The 24,308-nt window shown below is 57.9% G+C and carries 20 protein-coding genes; 7 read left to right on the top strand and 13 right to left on the bottom strand.

The window, feature by feature from the left end:
- Both K1558_RS15815 and K1558_RS15810 read left to right on the top strand, forming a co-directional pair.
- Positions 1-250 (top strand): hypothetical protein (locus tag K1558_RS15815; protein WP_238652559.1); only part of this gene is annotated, 250 nt, incomplete at its 5' end.
- Positions 251-462: 212 nt separating this feature from the next.
- Positions 463-1,467, top strand: coding sequence for a lipoate--protein ligase (locus tag K1558_RS15810; protein WP_238652558.1), 1,005 nt, complete (start codon positions 463-465; stop codon positions 1,465-1,467).
- A gap of 489 nt (positions 1,468-1,956) precedes the next feature.
- Here the strand turns inward: K1558_RS15810 and K1558_RS15805 are convergent, their stop codons facing one another.
- Positions 1,957-2,667 (bottom strand): metal-dependent hydrolase, encoded by a 711-nt coding sequence (locus K1558_RS15805; RefSeq protein ID WP_238652557.1) that lies wholly within the window; start codon positions 2,665-2,667, stop codon positions 1,957-1,959.
- 229 nt (positions 2,668-2,896) lie between these two features.
- Between K1558_RS15805 and K1558_RS15800 the strand changes: the two genes are divergently transcribed.
- Positions 2,897-3,808 carry a DMT family transporter gene (locus tag K1558_RS15800; protein ID WP_238652556.1) on the top strand — a complete coding sequence of 304 codons (912 nt, stop codon included), beginning with the start codon at positions 2,897-2,899 and terminating at the stop codon, positions 3,806-3,808.
- Positions 3,809-3,922: 114 nt separating this feature from the next.
- Entirely contained in the window at positions 3,923-4,729 is an 807-nt protein-coding gene (locus K1558_RS15795) for a Cof-type HAD-IIB family hydrolase (RefSeq protein ID WP_238652555.1), read from the top strand.
- Between the two features lie 174 nt (positions 4,730-4,903).
- Here K1558_RS15795 and hydF (K1558_RS15790) read toward each other — a convergent pair whose 3' ends face one another.
- The 12 genes from hydF (K1558_RS15790) to K1558_RS15735 form a co-directional block, all read right to left on the bottom strand.
- Entirely contained in the window at positions 4,904-6,178 is a 1,275-nt protein-coding gene (hydF, locus tag K1558_RS15790) for a [FeFe] hydrogenase H-cluster maturation GTPase HydF (protein ID WP_238652554.1), read from the bottom strand.
- A complete protein-coding gene (locus K1558_RS15785) occupies positions 6,175-7,635 on the bottom strand; it encodes an aspartate ammonia-lyase (RefSeq protein ID WP_238652577.1) in 1,461 nt (486 codons plus the stop codon). The genes hydF (K1558_RS15790) and K1558_RS15785 overlap by 4 nt, the downstream gene beginning before the upstream one ends.
- Before the next feature lie 16 nt (positions 7,636-7,651).
- A complete protein-coding gene (hydF, locus tag K1558_RS15780; RefSeq protein ID WP_238652553.1) occupies positions 7,652-8,842 on the bottom strand; it encodes a [FeFe] hydrogenase H-cluster maturation GTPase HydF in 1,191 nt (396 codons plus the stop codon).
- A gap of 27 nt (positions 8,843-8,869) precedes the next feature.
- A complete protein-coding gene (gene hydG, locus K1558_RS15775; protein WP_238652552.1) occupies positions 8,870-10,294 on the bottom strand; it encodes a [FeFe] hydrogenase H-cluster radical SAM maturase HydG in 1,425 nt (474 codons plus the stop codon).
- A gap of 5 nt (positions 10,295-10,299) precedes the next feature.
- Positions 10,300-12,030: an NADH-dependent [FeFe] hydrogenase, group A6 gene (locus K1558_RS15770; protein WP_238652551.1), complete on the bottom strand. Its 1,731-nt coding sequence runs from the start codon at positions 12,028-12,030 to the stop codon at positions 10,300-10,302.
- Positions 12,031-12,049: 19 nt separating this feature from the next.
- Positions 12,050-13,930, bottom strand: a complete 1,881-nt coding sequence (gene nuoF, locus K1558_RS15765; RefSeq protein ID WP_238652550.1) for an NADH-quinone oxidoreductase subunit NuoF — start codon at positions 13,928-13,930, stop codon at positions 12,050-12,052.
- A gap of 37 nt (positions 13,931-13,967) precedes the next feature.
- Positions 13,968-14,471: an NADH-quinone oxidoreductase subunit NuoE gene (nuoE, locus tag K1558_RS15760; protein WP_238652549.1), complete on the bottom strand. Its 504-nt coding sequence runs from the start codon at positions 14,469-14,471 to the stop codon at positions 13,968-13,970.
- Between the two features lie 101 nt (positions 14,472-14,572).
- Positions 14,573-16,861, bottom strand: coding sequence for a thiamine pyrophosphate-dependent enzyme (locus K1558_RS15755; protein WP_238652548.1), 2,289 nt, complete (start codon positions 16,859-16,861; stop codon positions 14,573-14,575).
- A 21-nt stretch (positions 16,862-16,882) separates the two neighbouring features.
- Positions 16,883-17,875, bottom strand: coding sequence for a 2-oxoacid:acceptor oxidoreductase family protein (locus K1558_RS15750; RefSeq protein ID WP_238652547.1), 993 nt, complete (start codon positions 17,873-17,875; stop codon positions 16,883-16,885).
- A gap of 85 nt (positions 17,876-17,960) precedes the next feature.
- A complete protein-coding gene (gene hydE / locus K1558_RS15745) occupies positions 17,961-19,013 on the bottom strand; it encodes a [FeFe] hydrogenase H-cluster radical SAM maturase HydE (RefSeq protein WP_238652546.1) in 1,053 nt (350 codons plus the stop codon).
- Between the two features lie 246 nt (positions 19,014-19,259).
- The gene (locus K1558_RS15740; RefSeq protein ID WP_238652545.1) at positions 19,260-21,023 is read right to left on the bottom strand and encodes an ABC transporter ATP-binding protein; all 1,764 of its coding nucleotides are present in this window, start codon (positions 21,021-21,023) and stop codon (positions 19,260-19,262) included.
- 15 nt (positions 21,024-21,038) lie between these two features.
- Positions 21,039-21,620 (bottom strand): GNAT family N-acetyltransferase, encoded by a 582-nt coding sequence (locus tag K1558_RS15735; RefSeq protein WP_338019702.1) that lies wholly within the window; start codon positions 21,618-21,620, stop codon positions 21,039-21,041.
- Between the two features lie 361 nt (positions 21,621-21,981).
- On the opposite strand from K1558_RS15735, the gene K1558_RS15730 reads away from it, so the two are divergent.
- The 3 genes from K1558_RS15730 to K1558_RS15720 all read left to right on the top strand — a co-directional run bounded on the left by K1558_RS15730 (position 21,982) and on the right by K1558_RS15720 (position 24,065).
- On the top strand, positions 21,982-22,164 hold the full coding sequence (locus tag K1558_RS15730; RefSeq protein ID WP_238652543.1) for a hypothetical protein: 183 nt from the start codon (positions 21,982-21,984) through the stop codon (positions 22,162-22,164).
- Between the two features lie 12 nt (positions 22,165-22,176).
- Positions 22,177-22,914 (top strand): AraC family transcriptional regulator, encoded by a 738-nt coding sequence (locus tag K1558_RS33055; RefSeq protein ID WP_338019704.1) that lies wholly within the window; start codon positions 22,177-22,179, stop codon positions 22,912-22,914.
- A gap of 173 nt (positions 22,915-23,087) precedes the next feature.
- Entirely contained in the window at positions 23,088-24,065 is a 978-nt protein-coding gene (locus K1558_RS15720; protein ID WP_238652542.1) for an SDR family oxidoreductase, read from the top strand.
- The last annotated feature ends 243 nt before the right edge of the window (positions 24,066-24,308 follow it).

Genomic DNA, 24,308 nt, shown 5'->3' with positions numbered 1-24,308 from the left:
GTGGCTTTCGCCTTTCCAAGCAGGGGTTCCACCTGCTAAGTTACTCAACCTAGGCTCGGTCGCTCCACTTTGTACAACTAAAGTGCCCGAAACGAACCATTCATTCGTTTTAATTGCATATTTGCAGCTAAAAACCGCCTTTTGCGGAAATCAGCCATCCCCCATACATCTTGTTGTACAAAATGCACTTATCCTGCGCTGCCGGGCGGTTCCCGGTTTTTTAACTGCACCGAATACATCTAACTGCTAACTGTCGCTAAATGCCATCTGCTGTACATACCTCATCTGGTACTCTTATCCGTCACTAATCTACTCTACTCTTATCCCGTCCTACTCGACTCCTCCCCATCCATCCCTTCAGTTCCTTCCCCTCCCCCGCCATCCCCGTTCACTTTGTAGAAATCTCTCTTTTAGTTTAGAATAAGTACAGCAGTTTACTATGGTTAAGCGGAGGAATTACGGATGCTTTTTATTGATAACACCGGTATTACAGACGCATCGATCAATCTGGCCATCGAGGAATTCGCGCTCAAAAACCTCCCGATGGACGAGAGCTACCTGCTCTTCTATATCAACAGCCCGTCGATCATTATCGGCAAGCACCAGAATACGATTGAGGAGATCAATCAGGAGTATGTGAAGGAGCATAACATCCAGGTCGTGCGGCGGTTGTCCGGCGGCGGTGCGGTGTATCATGATCTTGGCAACCTCAACTTCAGCTTCATTACCAAGGATGACGGCCAGTCCTTCCATAACTTCCTGAAATTCACCCAGCCGGTTATCGACTATCTGCAATCCATGGGCGTGAATGCCGAACTGAGCGGACGCAATGACCTTCAGGTCGGGGAGCAGAAAATCTCAGGCAACGCCCAATTCTCCACCCGCGGACGCATGTTCAGCCACGGCACCCTGATGTTCGATCTGAATCTGGATGATGTCCAGGCTTCCCTGAACGTGAATCCCGAGAAGTTCAAGTCGAAGAGCACCAAGTCGGTCCGCAGCCGGGTCGCCAATATCAAGGAGCTGCTGGGTAATCCTGATATGACGATTGAGCAATTCCGCGAGGGGCTGCTGCGCTCGATCTTCGGCCTGGAGCCCTCCGAGGTGCCGCAGTATAAGCTGACGATGGACGACTGGGTACGGATCAACGAGATTTCCAAGGAGCATTATCAGAATTGGGACTGGAACTACGGTCTGTCGCCGAAGAGTAACGTGAAGCACACCCGCAAATTCCCGGCCGGACTCGTGGATATCCGCATGGATATTGAAGATTCGGTCATCCGGGAGATCAAAATTTACGGGGACTTCTTCGGCGTAGGCGATGTGGCGGATGTTGAGGATGCACTGCGCGGCAAGCGTTATGAGGAAGCAGAAGTCCGCCAGGCGCTGGCTGATCTCGATCTGAAGCATTACTTCGGCCGGATCGAGCCGGAGGATTTCATCGGTTTAGTTTTTCTTGAGGAATAAATAGCAGCTTCTTTTAAAAGAACCCCGCTAACCTGCCGCGTCCTGCGCAGAGCTAGCGGGGTTCTTTGCCTTGGCGTTGGTGTGCTTGGTTGCTTGGTATGTTTGCTGGGTTTGACGGAGTTGGCGCAATCGCTGTCTTTGACCCGCCACAAACAGTTGGAGAAACGTATCTTATTTAGTGGGGTTCTGCGGATTTCCCGGAAGCAGGTGGATAAATGGCATCTATTCAAATGCGATTCTGCTGTTTGGGCAGATTAGGGAGGAATTAAGTGTTGTTTATCCAACTGCTTTCCTGTAAAGGGCTACTCGTTCATCAGCAGGTGTAGAAAATCCACCTGTAACCGCACTTAACTCATCCGATTCAAATTCCGAATAATCACATCTACTCCATCTCACCCAATCCGGCATTTCCGTCGGCTAATTTACGTGAGGCCACACTCCGGCAGACACGAGAACCTGTCTGTATCCCTACAAAAGTCCTGCACCGAACTATACCAGCACAAACACATACACGGCCAGCGCCAGCGTAAGCATGACGCAGACCTTCTCCACCGCGCTGCCCTTCTTCGTGCCGGTGCTCATCAGCTTCAGACGCAGCTTGACGGGAATCGGCGGCAGCGGGGTAATCCCCCGCTGGGTGAGGGAATCGGCCAGCAGATGCAGGCCGTAGGACAGGCTTCCGGCGATCCAGAGGCTGCCGCCGTCCTCCATGCCGGGGGAGACGAAGTACAGCAGCGCTCCCCATCCGGCTACTGCGTACAGCGTATGCGTGATCCCCCGGTGAGGGACCACCGAGGCCACCACCAGCACGCAGGCAGCTATGTAATTCCACGGATCGTAGGCATCCGCGAAGGCAAACAGCGCCAATGCAATCAGCAGCATCACCAGATGCCGCAGCCTGCGGCTGGGCAGGAAAGACACGCTGCCGACCAGCAGTGCCAGCGCTATGTTCCAAGGCGGCTCCGCAATCCCGGCGAAGTAGAGATAGATGGCCGCTCCGATCAGCGACACCTGGAGGATACGCAGCAGGGACTCGGGCACAGCCGTGCGCACCAGCATGGAATTCGGCTCATCGATGTCGGGCAGCAGCGAGCTGACCACAGCTACAGCTACGGCCGGAATGGTGATCTGCAAGCCCAGCAGACTCATCGCGGACAGGGTAACCCCGGTACTGATAACTAAATGGGACTTGCCCATCATGGTGAATCCGCTCCTTCATATGAGAGTATAATGATTCTGGATGTACAAATAGGAACAGGTGTACGGTTACCGAAGTATACCAAGGCTTTCCTTTTTTGTCCAGAACATAATCGCCGGCCGGGCTCAGCTCGCTTGCTTCCTTATATAAACAGCACAGTTCCGGCTTGTCGTCCCCACCGATTTAGGATACAATTTGGACAACTCAACGGTCAGAAAGGATGACACTTCTGTGAACCGCTCCCGGATTGCCGATCTTAGTCTGCTGCTGGTGGCGATGATGTGGGGGTGCACGTTCCTGATGGTGCAGTCTGCAGTGCGGGTGCTGCCGCCTCTCGCCTTCAATAGCATCCGGTTTACAGGCGCGGCCGTGCTGCTGGCCCTGATTACCGCTGTTTTCTACCGCCGGGAATGGCGGAAGCTGAGCAGGCGTATGGTGGTCCATGCGCTGCTGCTGGGACTCCTGCTGTTCCTCGGCTACGGCTTCCAGACGATGGGGCTGCTGTATACGACCACCTCGAATACCGGATTTATCACGGGATTGTCGGTAGTGCTGGTGCCTTTTCTGTCACTGGCGCTGCTTAAGCATGCCATCTCGCGGTATACCTGGCTGAGCGCCGGACTCGCGGCGGCAGGGCTGTACCTGCTGACCTTTACCGGCTCGGCGCTCTCCCTGAACAAGGGCGACGGCCTGATTCTGCTCTGCGCCGTCGCCTTCGCTCTGCAGATTGTGTATACCGGCATATATGCGCCGCGTTATCCCGCCCTGCCGCTGGCGGCGCTTCAGCTCGGTTTCGTCGGCCTGCTCAGCATCGCCGCCTCCCTGCTGGTGGACGGAAGCGGACCGCTGCTGCACAGCGGGGAGCTGCTCCGCCAGCCGGAGGTGCTTACCGCGATGCTGATCTCCATCGGCCCGACCAGCGCCTTCGCCTTCTGGATTCAGACGGCCTGCCAGAAATACACCACCCCGTCCCGGGTGGCAATTATCTATGCCACCGAGCCGGTGTTCGCCGCAGCCACCGGCCTGCTGTTCGGCGGAGAGACCCTCGGCCTGTCCGCTATGCTGGGCTGCGGCTGCATCCTGGCCGCCATGCTGCTCGCCGAGCTGAGCCCTGCGCCGGAGGCGGCGGGGGTGGAGAGCTGATTTTGACGGAATAATCTGTACACCCCAGCCCCCTTGTGCCACTTGCTTCAGACAGACAGCCGCGCCTCCGCTGGCGGAGAGCCGGACTACAACCTACCTTAGGAGAGAAACCAAATGTACAAACTGATTGCCATCGATATTGACGACACGCTGATTAATGACGACAAGGAAGTGACTCCCGCCACCCAGACTGCGCTGGAGCAGGCGGTAGCCGCAGGCGTTGTAGTTACCCTCGCTACCGGACGCGCTTACGCTTCCGCCCAGGCGATTGCCCGCCAGACCGGACTGAACGTGCCGATCATCACCTATCAGGGCGCGCTGGTGAAGAACCTGCTCGATGAAGCGGTGCTCTATGAGCGTTATGTGCCGCAGGATGCGGTACGCAAGCTGTTCCAGTATTGTGTGGAGCATGATCTCCACCTGCAGACTTACGTCGACGACAAGCTGTACGCCCGGGAAGAGAACCAGAAGCTGATCGATTACGCCACCCTGAACGGAACGAAGTATTTCATTGAACCCAACTGGGAAGAGAAACTTGTCCCGCAAAAAACACCAAAAATGCTGATCATCGACGATCCCGCCTTCCTCGACGAGCTGTCCCCGATTCTGCGCGAGCTGCTTGGTGATGCGGTGCACATCACGAAGTCCAAGCCGCATTTCCTGGAGATCATGCACCGTGAGGGCACCAAGGGCCTGGCACTGGAATTCCTCGCCAAGCATTTCGGCTGCGAGCTGTCCGAGACGATGGCGGTGGGCGATTCCTGGAATGACCATGAGATGCTTGAAGCTGCGGGTCTCGGCGTAGCCATGGCGAATGCCATTCCTGCACTGAAAGAAATCGCAGATTTCGTTACCCTCAGCAACAATGAAGACGGTGTGAAGTACGCCATCGACAAATTCATTCTGAAGACGGCTGAGTAAGCAAAGCGTAGAACAAAATCACCCTAACGGATGAATAAGATTACCTTTGCGCGAGCACAATGTATGCTTTTTTCACATATATTCAGTAACTATAGTTTCCTTTACAAGCACAAAGGGTGCCTCCTCCGGTTCAGTTCATCCGGCGGTCAGGCACCCTTTCTGTTTCCTGACCTGTCAAGGCCTGTGCTCCTCCCAGGCCATGCGGGCCAGCGGGAACGGGGAAATCGCCCGCGCCAGAATGCCCTGCATGTAAGCAATAGCCACGCCGTAATTGACGATAGGCACCCCGGCCTCCTGCGCCTCATCCATGCGGCGGAGCATCTGCCGGCGGCTGAGCATGCAGCCCCCGCAGTGAACGATCAGCGCGAATTCCTCCAGCGGCTCCGGGAAGCTCATGCCGCTGGCAAAGACGAATTCAAGCTGCTTGCCGGTGGCCTGGCGCAGCCAGCGGGGGATTTTGACCGTGCCGATGTCATCGCCCTGGCGGTGGTGGGTACAGGCCTCGGCGATCAGCACCTTGTCCCTGTCCTGCAGCCGGTCAATTGCGCGCGCGCCGCGCACCAGCTCTTCCAGCCGGCCCTTCTGCCGGGCGAACAGAATGGAGAAGGAGGTCAGCGGAACCCCGCGCGGTGTATCGGCCGCTGCCTTCAGGAATACCTGCGAATCCGTCACGACCAGCCGCGGCTGCTTCCCGAGGCTCTCCAGCGTCTCCTTCAGCTCGTACTCCTTGGTCACGACTGCAACTGCATCGCTCTCCAGCAGATCGCGGATCGTCTGCTGCTGCGGGAGAATCAGCCGGCCCTTGGGCGCAGACTGGTCCACCGGCACGACCAGCACCACCAGGTCGCCGGGCGAGACCAGGTCCCCGATAATGCGGAACTTATCCTCTTCCTCCGGCAGCGCAGCACTCAGGGCCTGCAGCAGCTCAGGGAGGCCCTGCCTCTTCAGTGCCGAGACAGGCAGCACCTTCAAGCCGCCCAGCTCCTGCCCCGTCCGGCGGGCCAGCGCCGCAAGCTCCCCGGCCCGGGACGAACTCCCTGCTTCACCTTCAGCAACTACATCCGTTTTGTTCAATACCCCGATGGCCGGAATCCCCTTGTCCCGGATGATCCCGGCCACCTCAACGTCTAGCGGTAACACACCGCTTACGGCATCGACAACTATCAGCGCAATGTCAGTCGAATCCAGTACCGCAAGTGTCCGCTGCCTCCGCAGCTCACCCAGGTCCCCCGTCTCATCCAGCCCGGCGGTGTCAATGAAGACAACAGGCCCAAGGGGCAGCAGCTCCATCGCCTTATATACAGGATCTGTTGTCGTGCCCTTCACCGGAGATACCACAGCCGCATCCTGCTTCGTGATCGCGTTGATCAGGCTGGATTTGCCTGCGTTGCTCCGGCCGAAGATGGCGATATGCAGCCGATTGGAACGCGGCGTCTGATTCATGCTCACAGCCATCCCTCCTTCTGCTGCTGCGGCTCCCGCTGAATAGCGGCTCCTTGTCCGGGTACACCCGGCCTAGTCACCTGATACGGATTCAGAATTTGCTCCAGCTCCTCCGCAGGAAGCAGCTTCGCTTCAAGCACCACCTGCTGCACCGTTTTGCGCTCCCGGCTGGCCTGCTTGGCGACCTCCGCACTGGCCTCATACCCCAGGTGATGGATCAGCGCAGCGGCCAGCACCGGGGAACGCAGCACATGCTCCCGGCAGCGCTCGGGGCAGATAACAATCCCACGTACACAACGTTCTGCGAACAGCGTTACCGCATTCGTCAGCAGCTCCAGCGATTCCAGCAGCGCATCGGCGATCAGCGGCATGAACGCGTTCAGCTCCAATTGCCCGCCCGCAGCCGCCAGCGTCACCGCTGTATCGTTCGCAATGACGCGCATCGCCACCAGCCCGGCCAGCTCGGCGATAACCGGATTGACCTTCCCCGGCATCATCGAGGAGCCTGCCTGCACCGCCGGCAGCTCCAGCTCTCCAAGGCCTCCGGCCGGGCCGCTGGCCAGCAGCCGGAGATCGCCCGAGATCTTCAGCAGATTCACCGCCGCCGCCTTCAGCAGCCCGGAGACCTCTGCGAACACATCCATATTCTGCGTAGGGTCCATCGGATATTCACTGCGGGCCAGGCCATAGCCGGTCAGCTCCTGCAGCACTTCGGTAATCAGGAAGCTATATTTCATCGGAGCGTTAAGCCCGGTGCCAATGGCCGTGCCTCCGATGTTGATCTCGCGGAGCCGTTCCTCCACCTTGTACAGCCGCCAGCGGTCCCGGGCAACCGCCTTGGCATAAGCGCCGAAGCCCTGCCCGGCCATCATCGGCAGGGCATCCATCAGCTCCGTCCGGCCCAGCTTCAGCACCTCGGCGAATTCCGTCTCCTTCTCCTGGAGTGCTTCCTGCAAGACCGCACAGGCCTTGCTCAGTGCCCGGACCTGCCCGATTGCCGCAATTCTCAGCGCCGTGGGGTAGACATCATTGGTGGACTGGCCGCAGTTCACATGGTCCAGCGGATGCACCAGTGAATAATCTCCCCGCTCTCCGCCGAGCAGCTCAGCTGCGCGGCTGGCGATCACCTCGTTCACATTCATATTTGTGGACGTTCCGGCTCCTCCCTGGAAGGCATCTACCGTGAACTCCTCACGGTAAGCGCCTTCCAGAAGCTCATCGCAGGCCTGCACAACCGCCTGGGCAACCGCCCCCGGATAAGTGTTCAGCTTCAGATGGGTCTGCGCAGCCGCTTTTTTCACCGTTACGATGCCCTGTAGCAAGTGGGGGTTGACCCTTCTGCCGCTGACTGCGAAATTCTCCATCGCCCGCGCAGTGTGAATCCCGTAATACGCAGCCTTAGGAATCTCCCGGGCTCCCAGGGCATCCTGCTCCATCCGGACGGATTGCCGCTGATGTTCCATCATCAGTCTACCGCCCTTACGCCTTCACTTCCAGAACTTCCAGCACCCGGGGCAGAATCCCCCGGAAGTACGCAAAAGCGATGCCGTAATTCGTAATCGGCACATTCTGCACACCCGAGCGCTGCAGCCGCCGCATGAGCTGCTTCCGGTTGAAGATACAGCCGCCGCAGTGGACGATCAGCTTATAGGCGGAGATGTCCTCCGGGAACTCCGGCCCTATGCTAGTCGTGATTTCCAGCTTGCCGCCGGCGCTCTCCTCCAGCTTCGCCTTCACCAGCATCCGGTCAATCTCCCCGTTATGCGGATGATGGATGCAGGCCTCGGACAGCAGCACCTTATCTCCGGGCTTCAGGGTGGAGATCATGCCGGCCCCGGCCACGAACGTGTTCAGGTCGCCCTTGAACCGGGCCATCAGAATCGCAAAGGTCGTTAACGGCACCTCCGCCGGGATCGTCTCGTTCACTCTGTCATACACCTGCGAATCGGTAATCACCAGATTCGGCTGCCGCTTCAGACCGGCGAGCAGCTCCGGCAGCTCCTCCTCTGTCACAGAGACGGCGATGGCATGATGATCCAGCAGGTCGCGGAGAATCTGCTGCTGCGAAGCTACGAGCCGGTATTTGGGCGCCGGAATCAGCTCCGGCAGCACCAGCACCACCAGATCGCCCTGGTTGACCAGATCGCCTACAATACTGCTCCGCTCGAACTCAGCAGGAGCGTATTCACCCATCGCAAAGCGCAGGCTGCCCAGATTAGTGTTCCGCTTCACGCTTAGCTTGATGAAGGGGATCGTCAGCGCTGCTTTTAGAGAATCAATGTCGGTATAATGGTCGTCGGTCTTAGCAATTACGCCAATCACGGGGATATTGCGCGTCTCCATCTCCTGAACCCATTCCTTCTCCAGCTTGTAATCCCCCTCCTCATCCGAGAAGATCATGATCCCGAGATCGGTCAGATCCATCACCTCCCGCGTCTTCTGGACGCGGAAGAGATCAGGATCATCAATCCCGGCGGTATCGACGATGATGGAGGTGCTTAAGTTTTTCAGCGTGAGATATTGGTAGATCGGCTCTATGGTCGTTCCCGGCTCATCGCTGACCAGAAGGGAGGATTTCCCGGTGAGCGCGTTGACCAGGCTGGACTTCCCCGAATTCCGTCTCCCGAACACAGCGATATGCATCTTGTTGGATTGTGGGGTGAATTGCATAACATCTCTCTCCTTGGCTTGCGATTTTTAGAAGTACAGATCCCGTTCACCGTTCTCAATGCGCCGGAGCCGGTCTATTGCCGCCCGCCGCGCCGCCTCCTTCGGAATGTCCTCCAGCCCTTTGCGGATAATCTCTTCGCCCAGCAGTCTTGTCTCTTCATCCGCATAGTCCAGCAGGTATTCCTTGAAGGTCAGCAGCGAGTTGGGCTGGCAGATGTTATGGATCTGCCCGGATTTGGCCAGCCGCATGAACCGGTCGCCCGTCCGTCCTTCCCGGTAGCAGGCCGTGCAATAGCTCGGTACATAGCCGTCCCTGCACAGTCCACGGATAATCTCCTCAGGGGAACGGTGATCGCTGACCTCGAACTGCGGCTTCTCGCCGGGGCATCCTTCCGCCCCCTGACGGCTCTCCATATAACCGCCGACTCCGGTACAGGAGCCTGCGCTGACCTGCGAGATTCCCAGCGTGATCACCTCGTCCCGGAAGGACGGCTCCTCGCGGGTGGAGAGGATCATTCCGGCATAAGGGACGGCCAGTCGCAGCACCGCCACCAGCTTTTTGAAATCATTGTCATTCACCAGATGCGGATAGATCTCCAGATTAACATTCTCCGCCTCACGCAGCCTGGGAACAGAGACCGTATGCGGCCCGACGCCGAACCGCTCCTCCAGATGCTCCGCATGCATCAGCATAGCCACGGTATCGTACTTATGGTCATACAGGCCATACAGCACACCTATCCCGACATCATCAATGCCTCCAAGCTGCGCGCGGTCCATTGCGGTCGTATGCCAGTCGTAGTCGTTCTTCGGGCCTTGAGGATGCAGCCGCGCATAGGTCGGCCGGTGATACGTCTCCTGGAACAGAATATACGTCCCGATCTCCGCATCCTTCAGCCGGGTGTAATCTTCTACGGTCGTGGCAGCAATGTTGATGTTCACCCGGCGGATGCTGCCGTTATCCACCTTGACGGAATAGATGGTGCGGATGGCCTCCACCACATAATCAATATCGCAGTTTACCGGGTCTTCCCCTGCCTCCAGCACCAGCCGCTTATGCCCCAGCTCCTGAAGCACACGGACTTCATCCGCGAGTTCCGGCAAGCTCAGCTTCCGGCGCATGAAATCGCTGTTACTGTGCTTGTATCCGCAGTAGTCGCAATTGTTGACACAGTAGTTGCTTATATATAAAGGCGCAAATAAAACGATGCGGTTGCCGTAAATTTTCTCCTTGATCACCTTGGCCGAACGGTTGATATCCTCCAGCACCTCCGGGTCCGTCACCTCCAGCAGCACCGCCGCTTCGCGGTGAGTCAGCCCCTTGCACATCCGTGCCTTCTCCAGAATGGACAGCACATAAGCCTGATCGCCAGCCTTCGCCTGCGCTTCTTCCAGACTGAGCCTGATCTCCTCATCATCAATGAACTCCGCTGCTTCCCAGCCGTTACGCATTCCTCTCACCTCCGTGCTATATAATGCGTGTGCAGCAGCTCATGGGCCAGATGGCTGTTCGGCTCACCCAGGAATTCCTCGTAGAGCGCCTTAATGTAAGGATTCTTATGCGATTTGCGCACCGTCTGGGCCTCATCCTCCGAGTAGATAGCCTTGGCCCGCTCCGCCCGGATATCGGTACGTGCCGCGGTAACCGCATCCAGAATCGGCTGGCCGCCGCCCGCGATACAGCCTCCGGGACAGGCCATGACCTCGATGAAGTCATAGCTGTGCTCCCCGCGTTCCATTGCCTCCATCAGCTTGCGGGCATTGCCCAGCCCATGCACCACAGCTGTGCGGATCTTCCGGCCGTCCGGCAGGTCAATCACATTCTCCTTCAAGCCGTCCATGCCCCGGACTGCTGTATATTCAACCGCCTCCAGCTCCTGGCCGGAGGTGAGCTCGAATACGGTACGCAGTGCCGCTTCGGCCACCCCGCCGCTGGCCCCGAAGATCACGCCGGCCCCCGAGCCCCGGCCGATCGGATTATCGAAATCTTCATCCGGCAGGTTCAGGAAGTCGATCCCGGCCTCTTTGATCATCGCTGCCAGCTCGCGGGTGGTCAGCACCCAGTCCACGTCCTGCAGCCCTTCGCTGGATAACTCCTCCCGCCTGCCCTCGAACTTCTTAGCCGTGCAAGGCATGATCGAGACAACGGTGATACTCTTCGGGTCCACCCCAGCCTGCTTGGCAAAAAAAGACTTCACCATCGCCCCCTCCATCTCATGCGGCGACTTGCAGGTGGACAGATGGTTCAGCCGGTCCGGGAAATTATTCTCCATGAATTTCACCCAGCCGGGGCAGCAGGAGGTCATCAGCGGCAGGTTCTCCCCGCTGCCGAGGCGGGAGAGCAGCTCGGTCCCTTCCTCCATAATGGTCAAATCCGCGCCGAAGTTCGTATCGAACACCTTGTCGAAGCCCAGCCTGCGGAGAGCGGCGACCATTCTGCCGGTCACCCGGTTGCCCGGCGGCAGGCCGAAGGCCTCGCCCAGCGCCACCCGTACCGCCGGTGCGGCCTGGACCACCACATATCTGCCGGGGTCTGACAGCTCCCGCCACACATCGTCGATGTTCTCGTGCTCGCTGAGCGCCCCGACCGGACAAGCCATAATGCACTGGCCGCAATCGATGCAGCTGGACTCGGCCAGCGGACGGCCGAACGCGGTGGAGATGACGGTATCGAAGCCGCGCTTCGCGAAGCCGATTGCACCCACCGTCTGCATCGCTGCGCAGGCCCCGACACAGCGGCCGCAGAGAATGCACTTAGAGGCATCCCGGACGACCGCCGGAGAGGTATAATCCTTCTCCTGGCTTGATTTCTCCCCGGTGTAGCTCACCTTGCGGATGTTCAGTGTACTGGAGACCGTCTGCAGCTCACAGCCGCCGCTGCGGGAGCAGCTGAGGCATTCCTGGTTATGGTCGGACAGCAGCAGCTCCACCGAGGCTCTGCGGGCCTCGCGCACCTTGCGGGTGTTCGTCAGGATCTTCATGCCTTCCTCCGCGATCAGCGTACAGGAAGCAATCAGCTTCGGCCCCACCTCCACGACACAGACCCGGCAGCTGGACGAGTGATTCAACCCCTTCAGATAACACAGCGACGGGATCTCCACGCCTTGCCGGCGCGCCGCTTCAAGCACGGTCATTCCTTTGGTAACCTCGGTTTCTATGCCGTCAATGGTAATTTTTATCGTGTTCAAGTGTGTCCCCTCCTCTCCGTCAGACTACCGCTACCGCTTTGAACTTACATACATCGAAGCAGACCCCGCATTTGATGCAGACTGCCGTGTCAATCACGAACGGCTCCTTCAGCTCGCCGGAGATTGCATCGACCGGGCACTTCTTGGCGCAGAGGCTGCAGCCCCGGCACAGCTCCTGATCAATCTGGTAGGCAATCAGCGATTTGCATACCCCAGCCGGACATTTATGGTCTACAATATGGGCCAGATATTCTTCGCGAAAATACTTCAGCGTGGACAATACCGGATTCGGCGCGGTCTGGCCCAGTGCACATAAGGAAGCATTCCTGATCTGCTTGGAGAGGTTCTCCAGCTTCTCCAGATCCTCCATCGTGCCCTTGCCCTCCGTGATCTTATCCAGCAGCTCCAGCAGGCGCTTGGTGCCGATGCGGCAGGGGGTGCACTTCCCGCAGGACTCATCGCGGGTGAAATCAAGATAGAACCGGGCTACATCGACCATACAGGTGTCCTCATCCATAACGATCATCCCGCCGGAGCCCATCATCGACCCCAGGCTGGTCAGGGTATCGAAGTCAATCGTGCAGTCCAGATGCTCCTCGGTCAGACAGCCGCCGGACGGCCCGCCGGTCTGTACCGCCTTGAACTTCTTGCCGCCGGGAATGCCGCCGCCGATCTCGAAGATCACCTCGCGCAGCGTGATGCCCATCGGCACCTCGACCAGGCCGGTGTTCACCACCTTGCCGCCGAGCGCGAATACCTTCGTGCCCTTGGATTTCTCCGTTCCGAAGCTGGCATACCAAGGCGCTCCGTGCATAATAATCTGGGCCACATTCGCCAGCGTCTCGACATTGTTAATAATCGTCGGCTGGCCCCACAGCCCCTCCACCGCCGGAAAAGGCGGCTTAGGCGTCGGCATCCCCCGATGACCTTCAATCGAATGAATCAGCGCCGTCTCTTCCCCGCAGACAAAGGCCCCGGCACCCAGCCGTACCTCAATGCTGAAGCTGAAGCCTGTGCCCAGGATATCATCGCTCAGGAGACCGTATTCCCGGGCCTGTTCAAGCGCTTTCATAAAGCGCTTGACCGCGATGGGATATTCCGCACGGACATAGATGAAGCCCTGATCCGCGCCGATGGCATACCCGGCTATCGCCATTGCCTCAATGACCGAATGGGGGTTGCCTTCGAGGATCGAGCGGTCCATGAACGCCCCCGGGTCCCCTTCATCCGCATTGCAGATCACGTACTTCTGTGCCTTATCCTGCTTCGCGGCGAACTCCCATTTCAGGCCGGTGTTGAAGCCGCCGCCGCCGCGTCCCCGCAGGCCGGACTGCTTCACCGTCTCAATGACCTCCTGGCGGCTCATCGTCTTCAGCACCTTGCCGAGCGCCTGGTAGCCGTCGCTGCCGATATACTCATCGATATTCTCCGGGTCAATAACCCCGCAGTTATGCAGGGCGATCCGCACCTGCTTCTTGTAGAATTCTGTTTCCTCGAAATTCAGAATATGCCCGCTGTCCTGCCGGGTCTTCTCGTAGATCTTCTTCTCATAAGGCTTGCCCTGGAGCAGATGCGCCTCCACCAGCTTCGGAATATCCTGCACCTCCACCCGGCTGTAGAAGATCCCTTCCGGGTAGACAATCACAACCGGCCCCAGCTCACACAGCCCGAAGCATCCGGTGCGTACAACCTCCACCTGTTCCTGAATACCGCGGGCGGTGATCTCCTGGTTCAGCTTATCGATGATCTGATTGGAGTCGGACGAGGTGCACCCCGTCCCTCCGCATACCATCACGGACCTGAACGTGATGGCCTCCGGCCGGGCATCCGTGACTCTCCGGTTATCCAGCCGGGCTTGCGTCAGTATCTTAATCGCCTCAAGATCCGTTAAGAGCTTCATATTCATCCCTCCTGTCTGCTGCGCACAGAGCGCAGGATCATCCCTTGTATTCCTTCAGAATTTTGGGAATATTGCCCGGCACCAGCCGACCGTGGACCTTCTCGCCAATGGTCATTACCGGGGCAAGGCCGCAGGCCCCCAGGCAGCGGGTCGCCTCCAGCGTGAATTTGTTGTCTTCTGTAGTGCCCTGGACAGGCACATTCAGCTCTGTGCTGAGGCGGTCAAGGATGCCCTGGGCACCCTTGATATAGCAAGCCGTCCCCATGCAGAGATGGACCACATGCTCCCCCTTGGGGGTCAGCGAGAAGAAATGGTAGAACGAGGCCACCCCGTAGATTTCGCTCATCGTCAGACCCAGCTCCGCCGAGACCACCGCAAGCACCGGCTCAGGCAGATACCCGTAGATATCCTGTATCTCATGGAGTACAGGGATCAGCGCCCCCTTAACCATTCTGAACTGTGAGATCGCCGCCTGTACCTTCATCAGCTTCTCATCCGCTTCAGCGGTGCGGCTGCAGCCGCCCGCTTGTTGTGCTTCCATATCCATACCCCCTCTGCTCCTGGTAAAAGTTCAGCAACGCCGTCAGAATTCCATCATCTTTTGCTGAAATCCCGATATACTATATTGAGAATGGTTTTCAATTAGAGCAAATCGCTCTCATGCTTCAGCTTCAGCCTGCTCCAGCGGCGTTCAATTTCGGCTTCAAAGCTATGCAGCAGCTCTGCATCCTTAAGCAGATGCTTTGTTTTGCCCATGCCCTTCAGCCAGTCTGCGGCCGGAATGCGCTTGTTCTTCAGCTCAGGGTTGTAGGTAATATTGGTAACCCCCTGCTCGATCTCATACAGCGGGAAGAAGCAGGAATCCACCGCTGCCTTAACCAGATCATGGCCGCTATGGTCAGGCGTCTTCCAGTTCAATGGGCAGGCGCAGAGCAGCTTCCCGTAGGCGGTGCCGGCATGATTGGCGTACCACTGGGCCTTGGCGGCTTTTTGGATCATATCCTGGGGGTTCGATTCTGCGGCGGTGAAGACATACGGAATGTTACAGGCCGCCAGAATCTGCGCCGTATCCTTGTGATGGCCTTTCTTCCCCTTCTGCGTCTTCCCTACACCCGAGGTGCTGGTGATATGTCCTACAGGCGTGGAATAGGAGAGCTGGGAGCCGGTGTTCATATAGCCTTCATTGTCGTATTCCAGAATGATCATCTTATGGTTGCGCAGGGCCGCCCCTACAGTTGCCCCCATCCCGATATCCATCCCGCCGTCCCCGGAGACCATGATGAAGGTAATATCGTCGCTGATCTGGATCTCGCCGCGCCGCTTTAATTCATAGAAGGCATCCACCATACCCGCGAGCGTCGCTGCACCATTCTGGAACAGGTTGTGCACGAAGGTCTGGTTATGGGATGAGTACGGATAGCTGGCCGTTACCACATACGCACAGCCCGTCTGGAACAGGACGACCATGTCGCCCTCGATGCCCTTGAAGAACAGCTCCAGCGCCGATAATGCGCCGCAGCCGGGACACGCGCCGTGACCTGGGGCCAGCCGGCGGGGCTTCGCAGTCAGCTGCCGCAGCGGAGGCAGCTTCACCTTCAGCCGTCCATCCTCGCCTGGAGTTACCTCGATCAGTCCGCTCCGGTAATCATCACCATGCAGCGGTTCACTCACTGGAGTTATCGCGTGCTGCGGGTCTCCGGGATAGTAGCCATGATAATCGAACGGCTTCTCGGCATACCCTTTATGGGCCGCATCGATTGCCAGCTCGAAGAAGGCTTCAGCATCATCGGCATAGAAGTCCTTGCCGCCCAGACCGAAGATACGGGAGAGAATCACCGTATGGTTATCCGGATCAACCTGGAGTGAGGAACGGATCTCATGGGTCAGGTTGCCGCCCTGGGACCCATAGGAATCTGCCCGTTCTCCGACCAGCAGCGCCTTGACCTGCTTAAGCGCCTGGCGCAGCTGCGCCGCCGGGAAGGGCCGGATCAGGTTCGGACGGACCAGGCCGGCCTTAATGCCTCTATTCCGCAGCGCATCTACAGTATCCTTGGCCGATTCTCCGGCAGAGTTCAGCAGGAACACGGCTACCTCGGCATCGTCCATCCGGTACAGATCAAGCACCTGATGCTCGCGCCCGGACAAGGCGGCATATTCGGCGGCTACCTCGGCATAGACTTCGCCGGCCTTCTCTAGCGCCAGCGATAGCTGGTAGTGGTTATTGAGCAGGTCATCTCCGCCCATATGCGCGCCGATGGTCACCGGATGGACCGGGTCAGAGACATTCGGATAATTGTGATTCGGGTTCGGGCCCACGAAGCGCTGCACCACTTCATTCTCCTTGAAGTATTGAACCTTGCGCTTCTGATGGGAGGTGAAGAAGCCGTCATAGGCGACAATGACTGGCAGGCGCACCTCAGCATGCTCCGCAATCCGCAGCGCCATGATGTTCATGTCATACACCGCCTGCGGCGTGCTGGCCGTCAGAATAACCCAGCCGGTATTCAGACCGTAATAGAGGTCGGAATGGTCGCCGCGGATATCAAGCGGTCCGCTGACTGCACGGGTCACCAGATTCAGCACCATCGGGAACCGGGTCCCGGACTGGGTAGGGAGCTGCTCCAGCATGTAGAGGAAGCCTTGGGAGCTGGTCGCGTTAATGACACGGGCACCGGCCATCGCCGCCCCGTAGCAGATGCCTGCGGAGCCGTGCTCACCGTCTGCAGCAATCAGCTCAATGTCATGCTGGCCGCGGGCCTTCATCTGATCGAGATACTGGGCCACCTCCGTTGAAGGGGTAATCGGAAAATAGCCCATGATATGATAGTTAATCTGCGCCGCCGCCGTTGCCGCCATCTCATTCCCGGACTCAAAGGTGGTTACTTGCTCGGCAGGCACAGCCTGTGTTTCTGTATTTTCACTGACAGCCATTGTTCTCGCCTCCTTGTCTAATCACTTGAATACCTGGGGAACGCGGTGCTCCTCGGCGAACCCGAGCTCCTCGCGGATGCTGGTCAGGGCCTCGGTCGGGCAGACCTCGATACATTTCAGGCAGCCCTTACAGTAGTGGTAATCGATACCGAGCAGCGTCTGCTGCGGCCGTCCGCGCTTATCCTCGCCTTCCTCCCAGACGAAGCAGTTATCCGGGCACACATTGTCACAGGCCGCACAGCTGATGCAAGAATCCAGATCCAGCACAGGCAGAACGCCGGAGCGCGAGCCGCTTAAGTCCTTCAGCACACTGTTGCCCTGAGCCAGAATGACGCCGCCCGGCGTCTGGGTCTCATAGCCGAGCAGGGATTGTGCACGCTTGAAGGGAGCGGTCACTGTGCCCTCCGGCACCTCATAGGTCTTGAACTTCACCTCATTGTATCCCCGGTCGAAGGTGCGGATATTAGGCTCCACCAGATGCGGATATTTCTTCTCGAAGGTTCTGCGGATGACCTTGCGCATCGCCTCGGGATCCAGGAAGTCACAGATGCGGAACATCGCGCCGAGCATGGAGGTGTTCACCTTCGTCTGCTCCTCGACGGCAATGCCCATGGCGTCCACCACAGCTATCGTTCCGTATTCCAGCTTCAGGTCGGCCCGGACCTCATCGAAATCACGCGGGGTATTCACCAGAACCACGCCATCCGGCTGCAGGCCGCTGACGACATTGACGGTCCCGTACAGGGCCTCATGAAAGACCGCCACCAGATGGGGCTCCTCAATCGGGCTATGATCCCGGATCTCCACCTCAGGGTCGCAAAAGCGGACGAAGGTCTTGATCGGGGTTCCTTTTTTCTCCGAGCCGTAAGACGAGAAGTTGGCGGCATTGAAGCCCAGCTCCAGCGCACCGGTCTCGGCCAGCATTTTGCCGGCCAGGTTGGCTCCAAGACCGCCGATGGATTCCAGCCGGATTTCATAGAAGCCAAGCGCATTCTTATGCGGGAGTGTTGACATGAAATCTCCTCCTTCAATGTTCAGAAAACATCTTTAATGTGAATAAATTCACTAATAAGGCCATTGTAAAAGCTTAGCGCAGATGCTATTGGGGGCTGGCCCTATAGCTGCAATGATCCCCTCTGCCCAGTTCAATCTGATACCCGGCCGCCGCAATCCTCAGCTCAATGCAGTCCCGGCACACGGCGGGCTCATCGCCCATACAGATCTTGTTCTCATACAGCGCATATTTCCGGCGGACACTAAGCGGCGACAGAATCGGCATCACTACATTGCAGCCTGCCTGCAGCGCCTTCTCCCGCCCGAGCGGATCAAGCGTACCCATAGCTGTTGTAGCAGGCATCAGTGCATCCGGCACGAGCAGCCTCGCCAGGGCAAGCATCACGAGGGTGTCGTCTACGGTTCCTCCCTGCTTCTCACCGAGCGGGGTTGCGCTGTGCGGGATGAACGGCCCGATGCCGATCATGTGGGGCTGAAGCTCCTTCAGCAGCAGCAGATCCTCTGCCAGATGGGAGAGGGTCTGTCCGGGAAGACCGACCATGAAGCCCGATCCCACCTGATAACCGATGCTCTTAAGCAGCCGGAGGCACTCAAGCCGGTGATCGTAAGACATTCCGGGGTGCAGAGACCGGTACAGCGTACGTGAAGCGGTCTCATGCCGGAGCAGATAGCGGTCCGCCCCTGCATCGAACAACGCCCGGTAGAAGCCCTCGCTCCGTTCTCCAACGGATAAAGTAATGGCTGCTCCAGGGCAGCGCTGCTTGATGCCTGTGACAATGCGGATCAGCCTGGCCTCCGTGAAGTAGGCATCCTCTCCGCTCTGCAGCACGAACGAACGATACCCGAGGCGATAGCCCTCCTCCGCACACTCCATAATCTCCTGCTCCGTCAGCCGGTAACGCTCTGCCGCGAGATTCGATCTGCGCAGGCCGCAGTAGAGACAATCCTGCCTGCAGAAGCTGGAGAATTCGATTAACCCACGCAAGTAAACGGTTTCACCATAATGCAGCTTCCGGGCCTGAACCGCCAGATGGAATAACCGGTCTCTGCTCCCGGTGTTCAGCTGCTGCAGCAGGCAGACCAGCTCTTCCTGATTCAGCTCATTGCGTTCAACTAATTGGTCCAGCAATGCTTCCATTCCGGTATGTCCTCCATCCCTTGTCTGCTGCCAGATGATCAAGCTATGAGCTTAACGAATTACTCTAGACTATGCAGGGGCAGAAGGTTCCATGACGGTGTGAAACAGACGAATCCATGCTTTTTGTGTACATTCTGCGAACCTTGCCGCAGCACAAAACACGGGCCTCCAAATGACGGAGACCCGTGTCTGCACGGGAAGACAGACAGCCTTCCCGGGTGGTCACTCTATGAATTTATGGTGGTATTAGGCCAGGCTTAAGGCCTCATCTTCCGCTGCCTCTTCCTCCAGCTGGGAGTTGTACAGCTCGGCGTAACGCCCGCCCGAGGCCAGCAGCTCCTCATGTCTGCCCCGCTCGGCAATCTCCCCGTTCTCCAGCACCAGAATGACATCGGCATTCTGGATCGTTGAGAGGCGGTGGGCGATTACTAGCGTGGTCTTATCCTTCATCAGCTTGCGGATCGCCTGCTGGACCATCCGCTCCGATTCATTGTCCAGCGCCGCCGTCGCTTCATCCAGCAGCAGGATCGGCGCATCCTTAAGCATCGCTCTGGCGATGGACAGGCGCTGCCGCTGTCCCCCGGACAATCTGGAGCCATGCTCGCCGATGTCTGTATCCAGGCCTTCCGGCAGCTCCATTACGAACTCATAGGCGTTCGCCTGCCGCAGTGCCTCCAGAATCTCTTCCTCCGACGCTCCCGGCCTGCCGCTCCCGATATTGTCGCGGATGCTCCCGGAATACAGGCCTGACTCCTGAGGCACGTAGGCGAAGTAGCTTCGCAGCCCGGCAAGCGGCAGCTCCCGGATCGGACGGCCGTTGATCGCAATCTCACCTGCATCCGGCTGATAGAAACCGAGCAGGAGCTTGAACAGGGTCGATTTCCCGCCGCCGCTCGGGCCCACCACAGCCATCTGTCTGCCGCGCGGCAGCTCCAGACTCACCCCGTTCAGACTCTGCTTCTCACTGTCCGGGTAGCGGAAGGACAGACCCTTAAGCTGTAGCGCGGTGAAATCCGGCTGCTTCACTTGCGCCTCCGGAAGCTCTTTCACCTCGGCCGGCGCATCCATCACCTCGAAGATCCGCTCTGCCGCGCCCAGCGACTGCTGCATGGAGGCGACCAGGCCCGGCAGCGATGAGAACGGTCCAACCAGGTAGTTCATCAGTTGAATGAAGGCGATCATCGCCCCGACCTCAAGCCTGCCGTTGGCCACGAACCATCCGGCAATCACCAGCGCCAGCAGGAAGGTCAGATTCCCCAGCAAGGAGGAGATTGCTCCGGTAGCACCTTCGATCCTCGCTTTCTTTTTCTCCCCTGAGGCAATTTCCTCACTATAGCCTACATACTGCTTCTGCAGCCGGCGCTCCATGGAGAAGGCTTTGAACACCATGCTGCTGCCCAGTACATCATTCAGAAAAGCCGTGGTCCGGCTCATACTTTCCTGCACCCGCACACTGTTAATACGCATCGCATTGCCGAAGATTTTACCGGTCAGGAACAGCAGCGGCCCAATGGACAAGCAGATCAGCGCCAGCAGCCAGTTAATATAGAGCAGATAGGCGAACGAGGCGATTGCGAGAAGCGGGTTACGCAGCAGGTCCAGAATAACATGACCACAGGCTTCACCTACCGACTGGTTATCGTTCGTGAACCGGGACAAGAGATCCCCGGAATGATTACGGTCGAAGTAGGACTGCGGCAGCGCCAATGTGTGCCCCATCATATCCTGGCGCAGCTCATTTCTGATTTTGGCTGAGACATTGGTCTTGAGATACGCACTGACGAAGGTATTCAATCCCGCGACCGCTAAGAATAGAATTCCGAACCAGGCAAGCCCCTTGAATGCCTCCACATCCAGCCGAACCGCCGCATCCGTAATCCGGGCCAGGAACCAGGCCATCGTAAGATCGAGCACAATACTGAATAACGTCACCAAGAGCAACACCGCATAAATCAGCTTATGCCTGAGCATGTATGTACTTAGTCGGGCAAAAGCGCCTTGCTTCTTCACATCATCAGCTCCTTTTTAGAATTCAATCCCCCGCACCTTCGCATATACCTTGCTGTCATGAAGCTCTCCGTCCGTCTCACGGGTACCTTTGCGCAGAATGCCATCGAGTGTGAATCCGGCACGCTCCGCGACGGCGGCGCTTCTCCCGTTAAGGGCGCTGCAGCGGATTTCAATCCGGTTGGCTTCAAGCGCCTTAATGGCAAAATCCGTGATCCCGTTCACCGCCTCCGTCATGTATCCCTTGCCCGAGCAGGAGCTTCTGATCCAGTAGCCTATCTCAAACCGGCGGCAATCCCAATCCACATGGTGCATGCCTATGTTGCCCACGAATTGGCCGTCCAGCTTCCGGGTTATCAACATGTTCAAGGTAGTCCGGTTCAGATAAGCTACTTGTGATTCACGGACATATTGCTCGGTTTCCTCTACTGCCGGCATACTCCGGGCAAAGGGCATCCAGGGCTTCAGCTCATTCAAACTTTCACGGATGGCTTCATTTATTTCCTTACCGTCTCCAGACCGCAAAGCACGCACAAGCAGACGCTCTGTCTCAAAGCTCTCTGGAATATCCAGCAGAATCGGAACCAATTGTTCACTCATATCCATTAACCTCCATCATTCTAATATCGTTATAGTATAGGGCCACCTCCTAATTTTGAAAATAAAGAAATATACGCAGCAAATTCATAAAACTGGAAGGTAAGCCCGCTGTGGATTCATCTCTTCGGCTCCAATGCCTATAGTTTACTAGACCGCAGGGAAGGGACCTAGCGGCCGGGGGCCGATTTCCCTGTCGGTCCCAGGGCTGAAGAATTGTTAAAAATTGAAAATTAAAAGGAACGCTGTGGCTTCAGAAGGCACTGCGGATAGCTGAATTCTTATGCTTCATCAAGCTGAATATTGTATACTTGCACAAAGCCAAAGCATGGATGTTTACTGGAGAGAGGATGAATGAATAGTCATGGCCAAAACGCATACGGAGCTATTAGCAGAAGAGCAAACACGGCTGGAAACGCTCCGGCTGGCGAAGCTGATCGGGGCTCATGTTACACGCGACGGGACGGCAGAATCACCGATACAAGGCTTGTATTTCAACCGTTACTCCAGAACGGAGCCATCCGATTACATGCACACGATGCAGTGACCAACCGTAGGCATTGCCGCCCAGGGGACCAAAATCATCAAGACCGGCGAACAGACCTCCGAATACAGCGGCTCGCGTATCCTGGTTGCGCCCGTAGCGGTGCCGATCAGTATGCAAACGATTCAGGCAAGCACCTCAGAGCCGTTCCTTGGAGTAGGGGTCTATCTCGATCCGCACAAAATCGCTGCGCTGATCCCGAAGGTTTATCCGGATGGTCTGCCAAAAACCGGCAGGCGCAGCGCAAGCTATGTCCTGGAAGGCGAGCCTGCCTTAATCGGCGCGGTGGCCCGGCTGGTGGCTTGCCTGGACGAGCCTGGCGATAACGGCTTACTGGCCTCGCTTGCGATGGATGAAATTTTTGTCCGGCTGCTGCGCACTCCAATCGGTGTGTATGTGGCGGAGACCGTGCTGGCCGGGTCGGATGTCCAGCGCGTCGCCAAAGCGATCGATTGGCTGCGGAGCCACTTCGCAGAATCTCGGACTATTGCCGAACTGGCCGCCATGGTTCATCTCAGCGAATCCTCGTTCCGCGAATATTTCAAGTCGGTGACCTCAATGAGTCCGCTGCAGTATCAGAAGGCGCTTCGGCTTCAGGAGGCGCGGCGGCTGATGCTGTCCGGCGGGCGGGATATCACCACGGCCTGCCGGCTGGTCGGGTATATCAGCGATTCACAGTTCAGCCGGGATTACAGCCGGTTTTTCGGTAATCCGCCAAGCCGGGATATTGCTAAATGGAAGCAACAACAGTAGGAATGAGGGTGGTTTTCCGTTGAATCGGGCAAACAATCAAGCGGAACGGTCAAACGTTCCGGCAGCGCTCCGTCTATACTGATTCTTATCCGAAGGCGCTTCAAGGCGCAGCGGTAATGATCACCGGAACAAGCTGCTGGATAAAAGCTTGATTTCTTGAGGGGGGCAACGGAATGCGGATTTTTGTAACGGGAGCAAGCGGCTTTATCGGGTCGGCAGTGGTGCGGGAATTGCTTGAGGGCGGACACGAAGTCTCCGGGCTGGTACGCTCGAAGGAAGCGGCGGAGCGGCTGGAGGCTAACGGAACGAGAGCGGTTCGCGGCTCTATTGAAAATACGGAGCTTTTACGCCGGGAAGCGGCAGGGGCCGATGCTGTTGTGCATACGGCCTTCTATCATAAGTTCTCCCATGCCGGCCTGCCGGCAAAACTGCGGATTATGCTGGGCGGAAGTCCGGCCCGGGCGGCGGCCCGTTTCATGGCGGCGGCGGTCGGCACGGATTGCCGCGCCATTCAGGCTCTGGGAGCCGGGCAGTCAGGGCGGTCTGGAGCGCTTGTAATTGCGATCCCCACCATGACGCTCACTCCCGGAAGGCTGGCGGCCGAAGAGGATGCAGGAGATCCTGCTTCCATCGGAGGAGGGCGCGTGGCCTCGGAGCAAGCGGTCCTCGCGCTTGCCGGTTCCGGCGTCCGCGCATCGCTGGTACGTCTGCCGCCGATCGTATATGGCAGCGGTGACCAGAGCGGCCTGCTTCCCAGCCTGATCCGGGCCGCAAGATCCAAGGGAGCCGCCGCCTATATCGGGCAAGGCACCAACCGTTGGCCCGCTGTACACCGGCTTGACGCGGCGCGTCTGTTCAGGCTGGCCGTAGAACAGGCTCCTTCGGGTTCTCGGCTGCATGCGGCCGGGGAAGAAGGGATACCCTTCAGGCAGATTGCGGAGGCGATAGCCCGGCAGGCGAATCTGCCGCCCAAGCAGATCGGACCCGGAGACGCCGGCTCGTATTTCGGCTGGCTGGGCCCGTTTGTATCGGCTGACAACCCCGTTTCTTCAGCGCTGACCCGCGAGCGTTTCGGCTGGAACCCGCAGGAGCGCGGTTTGCTGGCCGAAATCGCACAGGGTGATTATTTTGCCGGCCAATCGCTGCGTTAAGTGAATTTGCGCTAACACAACGTATGCTGTTTTTCGCATACATTCAGCAACAAAGTCACTCTGCGAATCATTAAAGAGAATGTCTTCTCTCACCGGCCGCTTGTATAGAGAATTGTTGCATTTCCTGCAGGATTCCTCTAAACGTGTTATTGGCTGTGGAGCATACAAGAAGGAGCTCTCCAAAAAGTCAGTTCAACCTGACTCTAAGGAAAGCTCCTGTTTGTTGTCCCTATACTGTCCGTC

It is taken from the genome of Paenibacillus piscarius (genome assembly GCF_022234545.1).
Taxonomy (GTDB): Bacteria; Bacillota; Bacilli; order Paenibacillales; family Paenibacillaceae; genus Paenibacillus_AQ; species Paenibacillus_AQ piscarius.
The sequence above is the reverse complement of the archived record's forward strand: the minus strand, read 5'-3'. Positions and strand labels throughout refer to the sequence as shown.